General features: G+C 60.6%; 17 protein-coding genes. 8 read left to right on the top strand and 9 right to left on the bottom strand.

Annotation, left to right across the window (positions count from 1 at the left end; all coding sequences use genetic code 11):
- Window positions 1-2: 2 nt before the first annotated feature.
- Window positions 3-920 carry a DMT family transporter gene (locus FHT70_RS03950; protein ID WP_183699076.1) on the bottom strand — a complete coding sequence of 306 codons (918 nt, stop codon included), beginning with the start codon at window positions 918-920 and terminating at the stop codon, window positions 3-5.
- Window positions 921-1,112: 192 nt separating this feature from the next.
- Here FHT70_RS03950 and FHT70_RS03955 point away from each other — a divergent pair, with 192 nt between their 5' ends.
- Together FHT70_RS03955 and FHT70_RS03960 are read left to right on the top strand one after the other, a co-directional pair.
- Complete coding sequence (locus FHT70_RS03955; RefSeq protein ID WP_183699078.1) at window positions 1,113-2,411, top strand: adenylosuccinate synthase; 1,299 nt, start codon at window positions 1,113-1,115, stop codon at window positions 2,409-2,411.
- A 60-nt stretch (window positions 2,412-2,471) separates the two neighbouring features.
- Entirely contained in the window at window positions 2,472-4,958 is a 2,487-nt protein-coding gene (locus FHT70_RS03960) for a hypothetical protein (protein ID WP_183699080.1), read from the top strand.
- A gap of 298 nt (window positions 4,959-5,256) precedes the next feature.
- Here FHT70_RS03960 and rpoH read toward each other — a convergent pair whose 3' ends face one another.
- Window positions 5,257-6,165, bottom strand: coding sequence for an RNA polymerase sigma factor RpoH (gene rpoH, locus FHT70_RS03965; protein ID WP_085779205.1), 909 nt, complete (start codon window positions 6,163-6,165; stop codon window positions 5,257-5,259).
- Window positions 6,166-6,354: 189 nt separating this feature from the next.
- Window positions 6,355-7,380 (bottom strand): RluA family pseudouridine synthase, encoded by a 1,026-nt coding sequence (locus FHT70_RS03970; protein ID WP_183699082.1) that lies wholly within the window; start codon window positions 7,378-7,380, stop codon window positions 6,355-6,357.
- Window positions 7,381-7,421: 41 nt separating this feature from the next.
- Between FHT70_RS03970 and FHT70_RS03975 the strand changes: the two genes are divergently transcribed.
- On the top strand, window positions 7,422-7,805 hold the full coding sequence (locus FHT70_RS03975) for a hypothetical protein (protein ID WP_085779203.1): 384 nt from the start codon (window positions 7,422-7,424) through the stop codon (window positions 7,803-7,805).
- Between the two features lie 6 nt (window positions 7,806-7,811).
- Window positions 7,812-8,633, top strand: a complete 822-nt coding sequence (locus tag FHT70_RS03980) for an RNA methyltransferase (protein WP_183699084.1) — start codon at window positions 7,812-7,814, stop codon at window positions 8,631-8,633.
- Between the two features lie 3 nt (window positions 8,634-8,636).
- Here FHT70_RS03980 and FHT70_RS03985 read toward each other — a convergent pair whose 3' ends face one another.
- Complete coding sequence (locus FHT70_RS03985) at window positions 8,637-9,797, bottom strand: hypothetical protein (RefSeq protein ID WP_183699086.1); 1,161 nt, start codon at window positions 9,795-9,797, stop codon at window positions 8,637-8,639.
- Between the two features lie 116 nt (window positions 9,798-9,913).
- Window positions 9,914-10,501: an EipA family protein gene (locus tag FHT70_RS03990; protein WP_085779200.1), complete on the bottom strand. Its 588-nt coding sequence runs from the start codon at window positions 10,499-10,501 to the stop codon at window positions 9,914-9,916.
- A gap of 194 nt (window positions 10,502-10,695) precedes the next feature.
- On the opposite strand from FHT70_RS03990, the gene FHT70_RS03995 reads away from it, so the two are divergent.
- Both FHT70_RS03995 and FHT70_RS04000 read left to right on the top strand, forming a co-directional pair.
- The gene (locus FHT70_RS03995; RefSeq protein ID WP_183699088.1) at window positions 10,696-11,343 is read left to right on the top strand and encodes a histidine phosphotransferase family protein; all 648 of its coding nucleotides are present in this window, start codon (window positions 10,696-10,698) and stop codon (window positions 11,341-11,343) included.
- Window positions 11,344-11,462: 119 nt separating this feature from the next.
- Window positions 11,463-11,825, top strand: a complete 363-nt coding sequence (locus tag FHT70_RS04000; protein WP_011426567.1) for a response regulator — start codon at window positions 11,463-11,465, stop codon at window positions 11,823-11,825.
- Between the two features lie 217 nt (window positions 11,826-12,042).
- Here the strand turns inward: FHT70_RS04000 and ctrA are convergent, their stop codons facing one another.
- Window positions 12,043-12,744, bottom strand: coding sequence for a cell cycle two-component system response regulator CtrA (gene ctrA, locus FHT70_RS04005; RefSeq protein ID WP_007533606.1), 702 nt, complete (start codon window positions 12,742-12,744; stop codon window positions 12,043-12,045).
- A 437-nt stretch (window positions 12,745-13,181) separates the two neighbouring features.
- On the opposite strand from ctrA, the gene FHT70_RS04010 reads away from it, so the two are divergent.
- Window positions 13,182-13,535: a flagellar export protein FliJ gene (locus FHT70_RS04010; RefSeq protein WP_085779199.1), complete on the top strand. Its 354-nt coding sequence runs from the start codon at window positions 13,182-13,184 to the stop codon at window positions 13,533-13,535.
- 156 nt (window positions 13,536-13,691) lie between these two features.
- On the opposite strand, the gene FHT70_RS04015 is transcribed toward FHT70_RS04010, so the two are convergent.
- Window positions 13,692-13,970 (bottom strand): GNAT family N-acetyltransferase, encoded by a 279-nt coding sequence (locus tag FHT70_RS04015; RefSeq protein WP_183699090.1) that lies wholly within the window; start codon window positions 13,968-13,970, stop codon window positions 13,692-13,694.
- Window positions 13,971-14,105: 135 nt separating this feature from the next.
- Here FHT70_RS04015 and FHT70_RS04020 point away from each other — a divergent pair, with 135 nt between their 5' ends.
- Window positions 14,106-14,573, top strand: a complete 468-nt coding sequence (locus FHT70_RS04020) for a paraquat-inducible protein A (RefSeq protein WP_183699092.1) — start codon at window positions 14,106-14,108, stop codon at window positions 14,571-14,573.
- A 21-nt stretch (window positions 14,574-14,594) separates the two neighbouring features.
- On the opposite strand, the gene FHT70_RS04025 is transcribed toward FHT70_RS04020, so the two are convergent.
- Complete coding sequence (locus FHT70_RS04025) at window positions 14,595-14,870, bottom strand: DUF1153 domain-containing protein (protein WP_007533628.1); 276 nt, start codon at window positions 14,868-14,870, stop codon at window positions 14,595-14,597.
- Window positions 14,871-15,537: 667 nt separating this feature from the next.
- Window positions 15,538-16,263, bottom strand: coding sequence for a sugar transferase (locus FHT70_RS04030; RefSeq protein WP_085779195.1), 726 nt, complete (start codon window positions 16,261-16,263; stop codon window positions 15,538-15,540).
- Window positions 16,264-16,570 lie beyond the last annotated feature (307 nt).

A 16,570-nucleotide genomic window follows, 5' to 3' on the forward strand; every position in this document is an offset into this window, starting at 1 on the left:
GCCTAATCCACGGGGGAGGCGGGCACGGTGGGAGCGGACGCTTTCGGCCGGCCCTTTTCGGCGATTGCGATGCCGCCGAGCGTCAGCATCAGCGCTACCATATGGAAGGACTGAAGCCTTTCTCCGATCAGTACGACGGAAAGCAGTGTTCCGAATACCGGCACGAGATTGATGAAGAGACCGGCGCGGTTGGCGCCGATAGCCTCAACGCCTTTGATATAAAGGATCTGCGCCAGCAATGAGGGGAAGATCGCGGTATAGAAGGTGATGCTCCAGCCGGCCTGGTCAGGCCACTGCGCAGCGCCGCGGCCGATCTCCCAGAGAAGCAGCGGCAGCGAGGTCAGCATGGCGGCGAGGGCGGGGAAGGCCATTAGCGTGCGCCAGTCGACCGGCGGTTTCCAGCGCAGGAAAATCGTGTAGAGCGAATAGGCGGCAATAGCGATCAGCATCAGCCCGTCGCCGCGGTTGAGCTGCAACTGCAGCAGCGTGGCGAGGTCGCCATGGGCGGCGGTCAGCGCCACGCCCATCAGCGTCATGCCGAAGCCGAGACATTGCGCCAGCGAGATGCCAGTGCGGAAAAAGAAAAAATTCAACAGGAAGATCAGCATCGGAATGCCGGCTTGCTCGATGGCGACGTTGATCGCCGTTGTATATTGCACTGCCGAATAGAGCATGGCGTTGAAGAGCGTATAGCCAATGGCGCCGTAGCAAAGAAGCAGCGGCAGGTTTTTCCTCGCCACGGGCCAATCCTTCTTCAGTTGCGGCACAGATATGATGGCGATGAACGCGACGGCGAGGAACCAGCGCAGAAAGGTCAGCATCATTGGGCTGATATGGCCGACCGCGAGTTTGCCGGCGACGGAGTTGCCGCCCCAGCAGAGGGTGGCGATGACGAGGCAGATATAGGCTGTGGCTTGCAAGAGCGTTCTTCCTCGTCTTCTTGCGATCGAAGTTCGGATTTTTCCCAGCGGAAATAGACTGCCGGCTGCTGATTTGTCACGTAAAAAGCCCAATCGTCTGTGACAACAGGGTCGCTTTCCCAAAAACAAAGCTTTATAGATGCGCGGGTTTGAGCAGGTGCGCGGTTTTCCGCCGGTAACAGGAAGAGTTGGATGACGAACGTAGTCGTGGTCGGTTCGCAATGGGGTGACGAAGGCAAAGGCAAGATTGTCGATTGGCTTTCGGAACGTGCGGATATTGTCGTGCGCTATCAGGGCGGCCACAATGCCGGCCATACGCTCGTCATCGACGGCACGAGCTATAAGCTCTCGCTGTTGCCCTCCGGCGTCGTGCGTCCCGGCAAGATGGCGGTGATCGGGAACGGCGTCGTCGTCGATCCGCATGCGCTGATCGCTGAGATCGGCCGACTGGAGGCGCAGGGCGTGACGGTTACGCCTGACAATCTGCGCATCGCCGACAATGCGACGCTCATCCTGTCGCTGCATCGCGAGCTCGACGCGATGCGCGAGGATGCCGCGTCCAACAGCGGCACCAAAATTGGCACGACGCGCCGCGGCATCGGTCCGGCCTATGAGGACAAGGTCGGCCGCCGCGCCATCCGGGTCATGGATCTCGCCGATCTCGACAGTCTTTCCGGCAAGGTCGACCGTATCCTGACGCATCACAATGCGCTTCGCCGCGGCCTCGGCGTCGCCGAGATCAGCCACCAGGCGATCATGGACGAGCTGACCTCAATCGCCGATCGGGTGCTGCCGTTCCGCGACACGGTCTGGCTTTTGCTTGATAGGGAGCGCCGCAAGGGCGCCCGCATCCTGTTCGAAGGTGCGCAGGGCAGCCTGCTCGACATCGATCACGGCACCTATCCTTTCGTGACCTCCTCCAACACCGTGGCTGGCCAGGCGGCGGCCGGTTCCGGCATGGGGCCAGGCTCGCTCGGCTATATCCTCGGCATCACCAAGGCCTATACGACACGCGTCGGCGAAGGCCCGTTCCCGACGGAGCTGACCGACGAAGTTGGCCAGTTCCTGGGTGAGAAGGGGCATGAGTTCGGTACCGTGACAGGACGCAAGCGCCGCTGCGGCTGGTTCGACGCGGCACTGGTGCGTCAGTCGGTTGCGACCAACGGCATTACCGGCATCGCGCTTACGAAGCTCGATGTGCTCGACGGTCTCGAGGAACTGAAGATCTGCGTCGGTTATATGCTCGACGGGGAACAGATTGATCATCTTCCCGCAAGCCAGGGAGCGCAAGCTCGGGTCGAACCGATCTATGTCACGCTTGAGGGATGGAAGGAATCGACCGTCGGCGCCCGCAGCTGGGCGGATCTTCCGGCACAGGCGATCAAATATGTTCGCCAAGTCGAGGAACTGATCGGGGCGCCGGTCGCGCTCCTTTCCACCAGCCCGGAGCGAGACGACACGATACTTGTGACCGATCCGTTTGAGGATTAAGGTCACGGCCCACTGTGGAGGACAGTTCGGCAGAAGGCCGGACTTCTTGAGAAAGTAAGAATGGCGGATTTTATTGCAGTTATTCGGCGGGCCGTCGACGGCTTGGCTGAAAACACCCCCGAGATGCGGGTGAAAGTCTACGAACGTGCTCGCGGTGCAGTGCAGCGGCAGCTCGAGAACATGAAGCCGCGTCCGCCGGAAGCCATGCTGCAACGCCAGCTCGAAAAGCTGGAGGCCGCCATCCGCGAAGTGGAGGCTGAACACTCCGAAGCGCTGCCCCTCGAGGAGACGGTCGGCGCCGGTGTTGCGCCGGAAACCTTGGAAGAACAAGCGGTTCCTGACGAAAGCACCTTGCCGCCTGCGCCCCAGACCGCTGTCGGCGCGCCGGCCGGTGAAGCCGATGTGGAACCGGCGACGGCCGACGCCGCCCATGAGCCGGATCACCATGAAGCTGACACACGGCAGGAAACTGAGGAAGAGGTCGCGGCCGAGGAGCCGCTTTCCGCGGAAGCTGAGGCCGCACAAACACCTGTTTCCGCTGAGACAGCTGCACCCGCCGAGACCTATTGGCATCCCTCGCATGAGGAGGAGGCTCCGGCCGAGGAATGGCATGCCGGCGAGGCGCGTGACGTCGCCGCCGAAGAAATGCAGCCGGAACATCACGGCTTCGAAACGCCACCTGCCGATCATTCCTACGAGGAAGCCGACGAGCATCGTGCCGATGAAGAGCATCCCGTGGAGGCCGAGGAGATCGCGGCCGAACCGGCGATGGCGGAAAGCCGTGAGCCCAAGGCCGAGGCCGCTTACGAGCCCATCGAGTCGTTTCAGCCGATCACACGCGGCCTAGAGCATGCATCCAACCGGCTCGTGGAGCCGGTCGCCGATTTCAATCGTGCCCAGGAATTCGTCGAACATAGCCGCGAGCAGCCGTTGCAGGCGGATGCTGCGGGACATTTCGATCCTGTCTGGGCCGAGCCTGCCGTCGAGACGCCGGCTCCGGCGCCCAAGGATGCGGAGACCGAATGGGCCGAAGAGGAGCTCCGCCAATATTCGGAAACGGCGCCAGTTACCGCCGACGCTTCGGCGCGTGCCTTCGAAGACGTGATATCGAGCCTCGAAAAAATGGCGCCCGCCGCTGTCATGCCGGCCGCCAAGGAAGCTTTCTCCTGGGAGAAGGCTGCCTTCGACGACCTGCCGCCGCTCGAGGCGGGCACCGACAAGAAGACGCCGGTGTCCTCGCATTTCGACGACGTTGATATCTTTGCGGAGGTGCACGACGGCAAGCCTACACCTCCCGCCGGCGCGCCGAGCGAGGCATGGCGCGAAGCGAAGGCGCTGCGGGGCTATGACCGCCGCGGCCCGATCGCCACTGACGATGACGACGCCAACCCGGCGATGGATATCGATCAGATCGTCGCCTCGAAGCTGCAGGGCAAGAATTTCCGCATGGAACCGAAGCGCCGCCGCTTCGGCATCGGCACGATAATTACTCTTCTCTTCGCGCTTATCCTGATCGGTGGCGGCGCCTATGCCGGCTGGGTGAACAGAGAAGCGCTGGTGGCGATGGTCGATGGGCTTGTCAGTTCGGCACCGTCGCAGGCTACGAGGAACGAGGCGGCAATGACGCCGGCGGGCTCCGAGACGCCGGCCCAGCCCGCGCCGACGCCAGCCCAGCCAGCCGCACCAGAAGCACAGAATACGCCGCCGGCGCCGGCACAGCCTAACCAGCAAGTAGCGTCCTTGAACAATGACGGCGCGGCGGCCAATTCCAAATTCACGCAACGACTGCTTTCCGACGGGACCGAAGTCGACAGCGGCCCGGCGACGGTGCCGGGAACGCCGACGGCTGAAGGAAAATCGGTGGCCGAGCAGAACGTCGCGGCGGCCGATACGCCGGCGGCCAGCGCGCAAGGCGATGCGGCCCCGCCCGAAACGCTGACGCCCAACGGTCCTGCGGCATCGCCGCAGCAGGCTGCGCCGGTTGGTTCGTCGGAAAAAATGTTCCTCTATGAGGAGCGTATCGGCCAGAGCTCGCCGACGGCGATCGAGGGAACGGTCGTCTGGACCGTCCAGCATGAGGCTGGCCAGGACGGCCGGCAGGAGGCGACGGTACAAGGCAATGTCACCGTTCCCGAGCGCAACCTCTCGGCTCTCGTCACCTTCAAGCGCAATTCCGATCCGTCGCTTCCGGCGAGCCATCTCGTCGAGATCGTCTTTTCGGTGCCGCCAAATTTTGAAGGCGGCAGCATCGAAAGCGTCCAGCGCATCTCGATGAAGCGCACTGAGCAGGATCGCGGCGATGCGCTGATCGCGGTTCCGGCCAAGATCACGGATGATTTTCACATGATCGCGCTCAACGACTATCCCGATGCGCGCAAGGCCAATCTCGATCTGCTGTCGACCCGCAACTGGATCGATATTCCGATCACCTACCGCAACGGCCGCCGTGCGCTGCTGACGATGGAGAAGGGTGGTACGGGAACGGATGCCTTCAATACAGCCATCAAGGAATGGACTGCACTCGGGGATGTCTCGACGAGCCAGTGAGTGGGTTCTCGGTGCGTTGTGCCACCGGCCCCTCATCCGCCTGCCGGCACCTCCACGCGAGGGAGAAGGGAATCGTGGCAGCGTCCTGTCTTTCTTAAAGCATTCCTTTTGGAAATGAGGGCGAGCAGCTTGCTTCTCCTCTTCTCCCCAGAGGGAGAAGGTGGCCCAAAGGGTCGGATGAGGGGGGCTGCACGGCACGCCCTTCAACGTCCTTCCTGCCGGCATCGCCCGCCACAAAACAAAAACGCCACCTCCCGCATCCGGAAGGTGGCGTTTCCAACTGTCAGTTCAGTTTCTATCAGGCCGTGGCTTCGACGACGCGAATGGCCTTTGCGCGTTCCAGGGCTTCCTTGCGGACAGCATCCTGCACCTTTTCAAAGGCGCGGACTTCGATCTGGCGGACGCGTTCGCGGCTGATGTCGAACTCGGCCGAGAGATCCTCCAGCGTCACCGGATCCTCGGCAAGGCGGCGGGCCTCGAAGATGCGGCGCTCGCGTTCGTTCAGAACACTCATCGCTTTCGCCAGCATGCGCCGGCGGGTTTCGAGCTCATCCTGTTCGATCAGCACGTCTTCCTGGCTGTCGTGGTCGTCCACAAGCCAATCCTGCCATTGACCGCTGTCGCCTTCGGCCGCCTTGATCGGCGCGTTCAGCGAAGCGTCGCCGGAGAGACGGCGGTTCATCGAGATGACCTCCTCCTCCGAGACGTTCAGCTTGGTGGCGATTTCCGAGACGTGCTCCGGCTTCAGGTCGCCGTCGTCGATCGCCTGGATGCGGCCCTTCAGCCGGCGCAGGTTGAAGAACAGGCGCTTCTGGTTGGCCGTCGTGCCCATCTTCACCAGCGACCACGACCGCAGGATATATTCCTGGATCGAGGCCTTGATCCACCACATGGCGTAGGTGGCGAGGCGGAAGCCGCGTTCGGGATCGAATTTCTTGACGGCCTGCATCAGACCGACATTGCCTTCGGAGACGACTTCGCCGATCGGCAGGCCGTAGCCGCGGTAGCCCATCGCGATCTTCGCGACGAGGCGAAGATGGCTGGTGACGAGCTTATGGGCAGCGTCGCGGTCGCCATGCTCGGCATAACGCTTGGCCAGCATATATTCCTGCTGCGGCTCCAGCATCGGGAATTTGCGGATTTCGTCGAGATAACGGTTGAGACCGGCTTCGCCGGCGGTAATGGACGGCAAGGTATTTCGGGCCATATTGCACCCTCCTAAAGTGAATTCCGGTTCCCGATGGAAACGCGCCCCCGCGTTAATAGGCGAACCGGGACGTGCGGCTTTTGTTCCAAGCCCGCACTAAGTCTATATACAGATAAGTATGGCGAAACGGCGGTTCAAGGTGCTGCTCACGCAGGTGTGAGGCGGCGAGAGCGATATCCCGGGCCGCCTTTATCGTCGCAAAGCTGCGACCAGTTTCATCATATCATCCGGCAGCGGCACTTCGAAATGCATGAGTTCGCCGGTGCGGGGATGCTCGAATTGCAGCATGAAGGCATGCAGTGCCTGACGGCCGAAACCGTTGACGATCTTGCGGATATCTTCGGGCAGAAGATTGGCCTTGGTCCTGAAGCCGGCGCCATAAACGGTGTCGCCAACGAGCGGATGACCGATATGGGCCATATGCACGCGGATCTGATGGGTGCGACCGGTTTCCAAGTGGCACTCGACCAGCGAAGCGAGCGCGGTAGCGTCAGGGTTTTCCTGGAAGCGCTCGATTACTTCGTAGTGGGTGATCGCCGCGTCCGCATCCTGGCTGTCGGGCCGCTTGACTGCCCGGCGGGTGCGGTCGCCGGTGGCGCGGCCGAGAGGCGCATCGATTGTTCCCGACAGAGTGCGGGGACGGCCCCAGACGACTGCCCGATAGGCCCGCTCCAGCGGCATGGTGCGGCCGTGGTCGGCAAATTGAAGCGAGAGGTGGCGATGGGCGACGTCGTTCTTGGCGACGACCATGACGCCTGTCGTGTCCTTGTCGAGACGATGGACAATGCCGGGACGGCGCACGCCGCCGATGCCTGAGAGCGTATCGCCGCAATGATGGATCAGCGCGTTGACCAGCGTTCCTGTCCAATTGCCAGAGCCGGGATGGACGACCAGACCTGCCGGTTTCGATATGACGATAAGGTCATCGTCCTCATGCAGGATGTCGAGCGGGATATCTTCGCCCTTTGGGGTCGGGTCTTCAGGCTCGGGCAGGGTGATCTCGAAACTGTCGCCGACGCGCACCTTGCGCTGCGGATCGGTAACCTGCTCGCCTCGTAAAGAAACCAGCCCCTCCTTGATCAGCGCCTTGATGCGGCTACGGGAAAAATCCTCACCAACCTGCGCCTTCAGCCAGGCGTCGAGCCGGCCTTCGGCGGTTTCATCGGCGGTCAGGACTTTTCTAATGCCGGCTGCTTGTTTAAAGGGGTCGCTCAAGACGCTTCTTCTCCGACGTATTTTTAGAACGGAACGCACAGATGACAGCAATCGAGCCAGACGACCAGGAAGAGAAGCCCCTTGATCCGGCGATGGAAAGTGTCCGGCGCAAGATGGTCCGCCTGCAGATTGTTTCCGGCGCCATCATGTTCGTCAGCCTTATGGCGGTCTTCGGCGCTGTTGTCTACAAGACGATGCGCGAGCCCAAGGAGACCGCGTCCACTGCCGCAGCCTCCGGCGTGCCTGCGGATGCACCGCTTGCGGCGAGCCTCTCCCTGCCTCTCGGGTTCAAGGTGCAGTCCACCTCGTTTTCGGCGGGACAGATGCTGTTCTATGGAGAAACGGTTGAAGGCACGAGGAAGGCGCTGGTATTCGATCTGAGGACCGGCCGCACGGTCGCCGACGTCACCGTCGGGGGAAATTGAAGCGGGATGGCCGCCCCGATCGTCATCGACAGCGCCAACGATCCACGCATCGCCGAGTTTCGCGATATAAGAGAGCGTGACCTGACGGGCCGGGAAAACCGCTTTATCGCCGAAGGCACTGTCGTGCTGCGCATGCTCGCCGAGGCGCATGCGGCACGTCGCGGCATCTCGGCCGAGAAAATCCTGCTGCTGCGCAATCGCGTCGACGGCCTGCAATCCATCCTGGAACGGTTTCCGGCTAGTGTGCCGGTATATGTCGCCGAGGCCGAAGTGCTCGATGGTGTCGTCGGCTTTCATCTGCATCGCGGCGTTCTCGCCCTTGGAAAGCGAGAGGACCGCGCCGAGGCGGCACTTCTCGACGCATTGCCGGAACGGGCGCTGGTGCTGGTCGGCTGCGGCATTTCCAACCACGACAATGCCGGCTCGATGTTTCGCAATGCTGCTGCCTTCCGGGCGGATGCCGTGTTGCTCGACGAAACCTGCTGCGATCCGCTCTATCGCAAGGCGTTACGTGTGTCGGTCGGCTCGGTGCTTAGCGTTCCGCACCGGCGCGGCGGCAAGGCGCTGGACCTGCTCCTGACGCTTGCCCAACGGGGCTTTGCCATCTGGACGCTTTCGCCGCACGGAAAGACCGACATCCGCGCCATTCCCGCTGCGGCACGCATGGCGCTCGTCATCGGCACCGAAGGGGAGGGCTTGCCGGAGGCGCTGCTGGCGCGTTTTCAGAGCGCGCGCATTCCCCAATCGGACGAGCTCGATAGTCTCAACGCGGCAACTGCGACAGGGATCGCATTGTTTTCCATGGCCTCCGCCATGGGGCGGCTATGAGCTTTAACGCAGCGGATTGGCGATGATGGCGGCCGCCCTGTCTGCAAGACTGACGCGATCGCTCGGATTTTTGTTGCCGGCATCCGGCAGTAGCGCGCGGATCGGCGACGAAGGGCCTTCGTTGAGTGCGGTCAGCGCCACCATGTTGGCGGCGATCGAGGCGATCTCCTCGCGGATCGCGCCATCGCGTCCGGTGACGGACTTTGCCTTCTGCAAGCGTTCGGCAAGGGCGGCGCTGCGCTTGCGGACATCCTCGCCTATCTCAGCCGTCACAGCGGCCATGTCGAGCACGGATGCGGTCGTGTCTTCGACTGTCAGTTCCGTCGGTAGTTCTGCCGCTATCTTGGCCAGGCCGGCGTCGCGCAGCACCCGGTTGATCTTGCGGATCTCGGCATTGGCGGCTTTCAACTGCTCCTTCAACTTGGCGATCTCCTGCTGACGGCGGGCGAGCTGCGTTTCCTTCTCGGAGGCGGAAGCACTTTCGCGCGCAGCCTTGTCCTCCAGGCGGATCACCAAATGCTGCTGCTGCGTCAGTTTCTGCTCGACATCCCTAGCCCGCTTCTGCAGCAAGTTGACGTCCTGGCGCAAGGTGTCGCGTTCGTCGCGCAACGCGTTGGCGCGGAATTTCAGGCTTTCCGCTTCGGTCTCACGCGCGGCGAGATCGATTCTCAGCCCGTCGGCCTGTTCGCTGAGTTTGCTCAGCCGCGTCCGCATTGCCGTCAGTTCGGCCTCCTTGTTGGCGGCGGATTGTTCGGCAATATGCAGATTGGTCTTCAGTTGGCTGATATAGCTCTCATCCTTACGCAGGTGCGAGCGCTGCTCGGCCGCCTCGACGTGCATCTCGCCGATCTGGGCCTGCAATTCGCCAATCTCGGCGGCGAGCCTGCCGGCATCGACGGCGAGCGCATCGTGGCGCAGCTGGAGAGACAGGGATTTCTCGCGCTCACGCAGAAGGTCCTGGGTGGTGCGGGCATTTTCGGCGGCATGAAGCGCGCGCACCATATCCTTCTGGGCGCGAACCTCCTGCGGGCTCAGGGGCATTGTCGCCTTCAGGCGGTTCTCGGTATACCAGACAATGCGGCGGTGAACGGCCGGCGAAACCAGAAAGACGAGGAAGGCCGCGGTCAGGAAGCCCAATCCGAACAAGAGAGCGTATTCGATCACGGCGCGGCCATCGGTTCGACAGTTAATGCGGGGTCAGCCGCGATGATTAAAGAGGCATGGCACGCATGGCAAGGCCGCCGACGCCGGCGGCGGCCGATTCCTGCCGCTTTACGGCCTCAGAAGGGGTTCCAGGTCGGCGCTTGGGTGATCTTGAGATAACCCACATTGACCCCGAGGCGGGCGCCGACGCCGGTGCGGATCGGCACAACCAGCACGTCATTGTTTTTCAGCACCGTCATGCCGAAGCCGGCGATCACATAGGCCGAACCGCTGACGCCGCCGAAGCGGGCATAGATGCCGTCGATGGAGGGCAGGTCGTAGACCAGCATCATGACGCGCGAACCCTGGCCGCCGTAATCGATGCCGAGAGACGGGCCCTGCCAGTAGAGCGGATGCTCGCCGGCATTCTTGGTGTTGAGTTGGCCCTCGCCGTAGGTGAGACCGGCGATGAAGGCGCCGCCGCCTTCCTGCCCGAGAATATAACCGTTCGGCAGGCCGTATTTCTGGAAGGCGCTCTCGACCACCTTGGCAAGGCCGCCACTGGCTGAGCCGAAGAAGGAGTGGCCGGTATCGATGATTTCCTGCATCGTATACTGCCCGTTGTTCTGGGCGGCGGCCGGCGCGGCAATCATCAGCGAGGAGAAGACGAGGGCCGAAAGCAACCTGCAGAAGCCAATGAATCGGTGCGGAAATCGAGGGCGCATGATGTCATCCGTTCGTCGTTTGGCTGGAGCGGGCACCCGCTCGCGTCGATTGCTGCATTTTGCGCCGATGATCTTAACAATCGGTTTACCAAATATGGTGTCATTATGGCACCGAATACGATCGCAAACTTCGCGCAATTTTGATGAAGCATATTTGCGGGCGCGATGAGATTGCCGCCTTTCAGGAGACGATGATGTCCAAGAACCCGAACCTCACCCTGTCCGGCCCGGATCTGGCCGCGCTTCTCTGCAGCCGCGTTTGCCACGACGTCATCTCGCCCGTCGGCGCGATCAACAACGGCCTGGAACTCTTGGATGAAGGCGGAGCTGATTCCGATGCAATGGATCTGATCCGCACCAGTGCGCTCAACGCCTCGGTCCGTTTGAAATTCGCGCGCCTCGCCTTCGGCGCCTCCGGTTCCGTCGGCGCCTCGATCGATACCGGCGAGGCCGAGCGGGCCGCGAAGGATTTTGCACTCGCCGAGAAGAAGACCGAGGTGATCTGGAATGGACCGCGTGCCATCGTCGCAAAGAACCGCGTCAAGCTGCTGCTCAACCTCTTCCTCGTCGCCTACTCGGCGATTCCACGCGGCGGGGTGCTCGAGGTAACGCTCGAAAATCCCGAATTCGACGCCAAGTTCACGCTGACGGCGAAAGGCAAGCTGATGCGTCTGCCGCCGAAATTCGTCGAGATATCGACGGGCACGATCGAGGAAGCGATCGACGCCCATTCGATCCAGCCGTACTACGCCGTGCTTCTGGCCGAGGAGTGCGGAATGACGCTTGACCACAGCGCAAGCCCGGACGAACTGGTGTTTACGGCGACAGTTACTGCGGTCTGATTTTCGGGTGCAGCAGCAATGCTCTCGCCCGTCTGGTAACGATTCCTTAGCCTGATGGACCTATTCTCTTAGGTTGTGGAAGACCCCTCGTTACGACGAATGCGGGGAAAGGAGTAGTCATGCAAAGGTTCATGATCACCGATAATTCGGATATTGTCCGTAAGGTCGGCAAGCGCATTCTCTCCGAACTCGACTTTCTCGTCAGCGAGGCCTCCAATGCCGCCGAGGCGCTGCAGCGCTGCCAGACAGAGTTGCCGGAATACCTGATCGTCGATTCCGGCATGGAAGGTGCGCTCGATCTCATCGCGGCCATCCGCGCCATGGACGGCGGCAAAGAGGTCAAGATCTATTACTGCGTTATCGAGGCGGATCTAAAGAAGCTGATGGCGGGTAAACGAGCCGGCGCCACCGATTTCCTGCTGAAGCCGTTCGATCGTAAGATCCTAACCGCGGTTTTCGGAAACCGCGCGATTGCTGCCTGACAGCAGCTTTCTTCACGGCCGCATCGGCCGTCCCTGAGCATAGTGCCGAAAGCGCCGCCGGGCTCCGGCTGACGCTGCGCTTTTCCTTGACCGGGATATCAGCCTATTCGACCAGATCAAGCGGGCTCCCTCTAATGCGACGGCAGCGCCGGCGGTACAAACGAAAAATCCCGCCGAAAGGGCGGGATTTCATCATCCGATAAGGGGGATCGGAAGATCAAGCGGTTTCCGCATATTCCGTGCCATCCGGCTCGCGAAGAACGTAACCACGGCCCCAAACGGTTTCGATGTAGTTGGCGCCGCCGGCGGCGTTGGCGAGCTTCTTGCGCAGCTTGCAGATGAAGACGTCGATGATCTTCAGTTCCGGCTCGTCCATACCGCCGTAAAGGTGGTTCAGGAACATTTCCTTGGTGAGCGTGGTGCCCTTGCGAAGCGACAGCAGCTCCAGCATCTGATATTCCTTGCCCGTCAGGTGGACGCGCTGGCCTCCGACTTCGACGGTCTTGGCGTCAAGATTGACGATCAACTCGCCGGTCATGATGACCGACTGGGCGTGACCCTTGGAGCGGCGAACGATAGCGTGGATGCGGGCGACCAGTTCGTCCTTGTGGAACGGCTTGGTCATGTAGTCGTCGGCGCCGAAGCCGAGGCCGCGAACCTTGTCCTCGATGCCTGCCATGCCCGACAGAATGAGGATCGGTGTCTTGACCTTGGAAAGCCGGAGAGTGCGGAGCACTTCATATCCGGACATGTCGGGCAGGTTCAGATCGAGAAGGATGATGTCGTAATCATACAGCTTGCCCAGATCGACGCCTTCTTCACCGAGATCGGTGGTGTAAACATTAAAACTCTCTGATTTGAGCATCAATTCGATGCTCTGCGCCGTAGCGCTGTCGTCCTCGATGAGAAGTACCCGCATAATTATCCCCTTTACCGCCGCCGAAAGGTGGTCTGGCCCCCAACACGCTACCCGAACAAGCTACGTGATTTGGAAGCTGCCACGAAATGGTTAACAAATTCTAATTCACTCTGGCAAGGAGTATCGAATTTATTAAATAATTTTTCCATTTCTCTGTTTTCCAATAGGAATCTCAAAAAGGCGTTCCTCAACTTTAACATTAGGAAACAGCGCTAAGTGATTCATCCGACTCGCCAATGAAAAGGTTCGAACTTCATGCCGTGGCATTTACCGACCCTTAAATCATCGGGCCTATCATTAACGATGCCCGTAAACGAAAGGTTACCAGCGGTAGGTTTTTGTTAATATCGCAGGAAATTTTTTAGCAAACCGTGTCAAAGCGGCGCGCAGGGCGGTTTCAAGTTGAGCCGGGGTCTCGCATCACGGGAGTAATGCGTATGAAGTCGCGAGAAAGTCTCGTTCGCCTGAAAGAGTTTCAGGTGAACGAAAAACGACGTCAATTGCAGCAATTGCAGATGATGATGTCCGAATTCGAACGGATGACGAAGGATCTGGAGAGCCAGATCGTCGTCGAGGAAAAGAAGTCCGGTATATCCGACCCGAATCACTTTGCTTATCCGACCTTCGCCAAGGCCGCGCGTCAGCGGGCCGACAACCTGCAGGTTTCAATCAAGGAACTGAAGATGCAGGAAGAGGCGCTGGAATTGGCGCTTGAGGAGATGCAGGCGGAATTTGCAAGGGCGACGGCGCTGGAAGAACGTGACAGCGGCGCCCGCGCCGCCAGGGCCTGAGAGAAAATGCGGGCGCCGGCGTCGGCGCCCCGGGAATCGCCGGAGAGAAGCCATGTATGATGGGCGTGCCGTCCGTCATACATGGCTTTTGGTGTTTCCCTTGTTTTGCGTCCGCACGCCGCCGCTCCACGCGACGACCGCTTCAAGCGTCGCGAATCAGTTCACGACATCTTGCCATTCCGGATGACGTTGTGCCTGCGCCTTGAAGAACGGGCAGAGCGGAATGATCTTCCAACCGCCGGCGCGGGCCGCTTCCACCGCGTGAAGCGCCAATGCCTGGCCGACACCCTTGCCACGCAAAGCGTCGGGAACGGCCGTGTGATCGATGATGACGAGCTTCGGCGACGCACGTGAATAGGTCATCTCCGCCTCGTGCCCCTCGACATCCACGGCATAACGGCCGCCGGATGCGCCTTCCTCATTTCGGATATCCATCGTCTTTCCTCGTACACAGATATTTACCGCAGCCGACGGTGACACGGCGGCGCGGTCGTGCCAAGCGAGTGGAACAGTTCCTCAGGGAGGCGCAGTGTTCATGAAAAATGTCGGATCGGCGCGAGGTCTTTGGGAATGAGCGCGCTTTCGATCGTCCGCCCTGCTCTTCTCGTAGCAGCGCCGTTCCTCCTGGCGCTCGGTCTGATCTTGCCGCTGATCCGTTTCGAGACGCTGTACTTCTTCGATCAGACTCCGTCGCTCATCGAAGTCGTCGTCTCGCTCTGGCAAGGCGGAGATGGGCTGCTGGCGCTGATCGTCGCGCTGGTCTCGATCGTGCTTCCGTTTCTGAAGATGATCGGGATTGCGGCGGAAGCGACGGCTGCCGGCAGCGGGGCCGGGAGCCTCTTCTATCGTCGCGTCGTGCCGCATCTGTCCAAGTGGTCAATGATGGACGTACTGCTTGTCGCGATCGTCATTGCGGCGGCGAAGACAACGGGGTTGGCGGATGCCTTCACGCAGCCCGGCCTCTGGTGCTACGCGGCCTCGTCAATGATTTCGGGCCTTCTTCATTCCCTGATGGGAGATGCGTCGGGCCCGAAATAAGTGGCGACGAATGGCGCGTGATCAGTGGCGATACTGCTGGATGCGGGTGGTGCGCAGCCCGGCGAGGCCGTGGCTGTTGATCGACGACTGCCAGGAAAGAAATTCTTCGACCGTGAGCGTGTAACGCTCGCAGGCCTCTTCCAAGCTCAACAGGCCACCGCGAACAGCCGCGACAACCTCTGCCTTGCGGCGGATTACCCAGCGCCGCGTATTGGGCGGCGGAAGGTCCGCGATGGTCAGGGGGCTGCCATCGGGGCCGATGACATATTTCACTCGGGGACGTATCATTTCGGTCATTGGACTCTCTACACAACGCAAGACCACGAGCGCCACTCTAGCCTGCCACATTTAAAAATTGCCTAAGCCCAACGTAAGACTTTGATAACAAATTTAGATGCCCGGATCGGCCGGTGAACGAGCGAAACAAAATCCCGCCGGCTCTCACGAGCACGTCGATCTCTTCCATGGCATCAGACCGGTGACGCCGATGAAGCGTACGGTTCCGCCGATCTTCTGCGAGGATGGATCGATTGCGGGCGGTGCTGCCAATCAGGAAAATTGCCGCCTCGACGCGCTGTTCCAGGTGTCCGGCCTGAACATCCCTTCGCATTGCACGACACTGACCGGAAGGAATACATTTTCGCTACTCGGGCAGCGATGTCGGCACGGGAGTACTCTGTGGGAATGCGCTATGGCTGCGTGAGATTCTGGACCGCCTCTCACGCAACAGCAATCCGGAAGATGGCTTGCCGGAAACGTCTAGCCGGCGCCAGTCGAAGAGCTGCGTTGTCGGCGAAACCCACGAGCAGCGATGAGATTGCGATCATTCTCGATCTCTCGTCGCACGCGGTCGATGGTTATCTGAAGAGCGCGATGTCCAAGCCATATACGGTCAACCGCACGCAGGAGATCGCCAGAACGGCACCGGCCGCCCTGAGGCAGCCGGCCCTTTCTCACAAAAAGCTTAGAAGCCTTTTCCGCCGGTCAGTTCGGATACGACGGTCCCGGCGATGATGCGCATATCCATCAAAATCGAGAAATTCCCGACATAATAAAGATCACAAGCGATGCGGGCGCGCGCCTTGGCGGGACGATCGGTCGGACCGCGCAGGCCACGCATCTGGGCAAGACCGGTCATGCCGGGGCGCATCGCATGGCGCTGATGATATTCGGGTACGAGCTCTTCATAGAGCATGCCGCCGGCGCGCATGCCGATTGCATGGCAGCGAGGACCGACGACCGACATGTCGCCCAACAGCACGTTCAACAACTGCGGCAACTCATCGATATTCGTGCGGCGCAGAATAGCGCCGATGCGGGTGATGCGCGGGTCGTTCTTCACCGTCTGGGCAACGCCCGAGACATCGCAAAGATCGGTGCGCATGGAACGGAACTTGTAGACCTTGATGGCCTTGCAGTTCTTACCCCAGCGGGTCTGCTTGAACAGCACCGGTCCTGGGCTGTCGAGCTTGATCAGCAGGGCTATGAGGAGAAGGAAAGGAGCGAGGACGAGGAGGGCGCTCAACGACGAAACTATGTCGAACGCCCGCTTCAGGGCGAGGTCCATCCACGGCGCCTGGGAGGCATCGCTGTGGATAACAGGGGTCTGAATCTTCAAGCTCGGCTGCTGGCGGCGGCTCGGCCGGAAGGAATCAGTCGAAATGGTGTTGTTTAATTCCGTGATGCTCAAGGATCGTACTCTGTTGTCTTCGAGGGGCGCGGCGGCAATAGGCGATCAATGGTTTGCCCTGTGACCAGGGCTGCACTCAGGTGTTGGTAACCCTACTAAAACGGAAAAATGCGACAATTGTGTAATGGTGTCCAGAGAAATATCGCATCGCAACAAATCTTTCGCACCTGCGTTAAGTTGAGGCAAGCTCATGATATTTCGTTAAGAATTACAATTTCGTCAAGGTTTCTAGGCCTTTGGCCATGGCTTCCATGGGGCTGTCCTCGTGTTGTTTCGACACGCGACCGACGGTTGGCTGACGGCATTT

Origin of the sequence: Rhizobium sp. BK049 (assembly GCF_014193135.1) — a bacterium.
GTDB lineage: Bacteria > Pseudomonadota > Alphaproteobacteria > Rhizobiales > Rhizobiaceae > Rhizobium.

What these genes read in the sequence shown, in the direction of transcription:
- FHT70_RS03990 (WP_085779200.1), bottom strand. Translation starts at nt 10,501, where the DNA reads ATGCGCCCTCGATTTCCGCACCGATTCATTGGCTTCTGCAGGTTGCTT.
- FHT70_RS03960 (WP_183699080.1), top strand. Translation starts at nt 2,472, where the DNA reads ATGGCGGATTTTATTGCAGTTATTCGGCGGGCCGTCGACGGCTTGGCT.
- FHT70_RS03980 (WP_183699084.1), top strand. Translation starts at nt 7,812, where the DNA reads ATGGCCGCCCCGATCGTCATCGACAGCGCCAACGATCCACGCATCGCC.
- FHT70_RS04025 (WP_007533628.1), bottom strand. Translation starts at nt 14,870, where the DNA reads ATGACCGAAATGATACGTCCCCGAGTGAAATATGTCATCGGCCCCGAT.
- FHT70_RS04015 (WP_183699090.1), bottom strand. Translation starts at nt 13,970, where the DNA reads ATGGATATCCGAAATGAGGAAGGCGCATCCGGCGGCCGTTATGCCGTG.
- ctrA (WP_007533606.1), bottom strand. Translation starts at nt 12,744, where the DNA reads ATGCGGGTACTTCTCATCGAGGACGACAGCGCTACGGCGCAGAGCATC.
- FHT70_RS03995 (WP_183699088.1), top strand. Translation starts at nt 10,696, where the DNA reads ATGTCCAAGAACCCGAACCTCACCCTGTCCGGCCCGGATCTGGCCGCG.
- FHT70_RS04000 (WP_011426567.1), top strand. Translation starts at nt 11,463, where the DNA reads ATGCAAAGGTTCATGATCACCGATAATTCGGATATTGTCCGTAAGGTC.
- rpoH (WP_085779205.1), bottom strand. Translation starts at nt 6,165, where the DNA reads ATGGCCCGAAATACCTTGCCGTCCATTACCGCCGGCGAAGCCGGTCTC.
- FHT70_RS04010 (WP_085779199.1), top strand. Translation starts at nt 13,182, where the DNA reads ATGAAGTCGCGAGAAAGTCTCGTTCGCCTGAAAGAGTTTCAGGTGAAC.
- FHT70_RS03975 (WP_085779203.1), top strand. Translation starts at nt 7,422, where the DNA reads ATGACAGCAATCGAGCCAGACGACCAGGAAGAGAAGCCCCTTGATCCG.
- FHT70_RS04020 (WP_183699092.1), top strand. Translation starts at nt 14,106, where the DNA reads ATGAGCGCGCTTTCGATCGTCCGCCCTGCTCTTCTCGTAGCAGCGCCG.
- FHT70_RS03955 (WP_183699078.1), top strand. Translation starts at nt 1,113, where the DNA reads ATGACGAACGTAGTCGTGGTCGGTTCGCAATGGGGTGACGAAGGCAAA.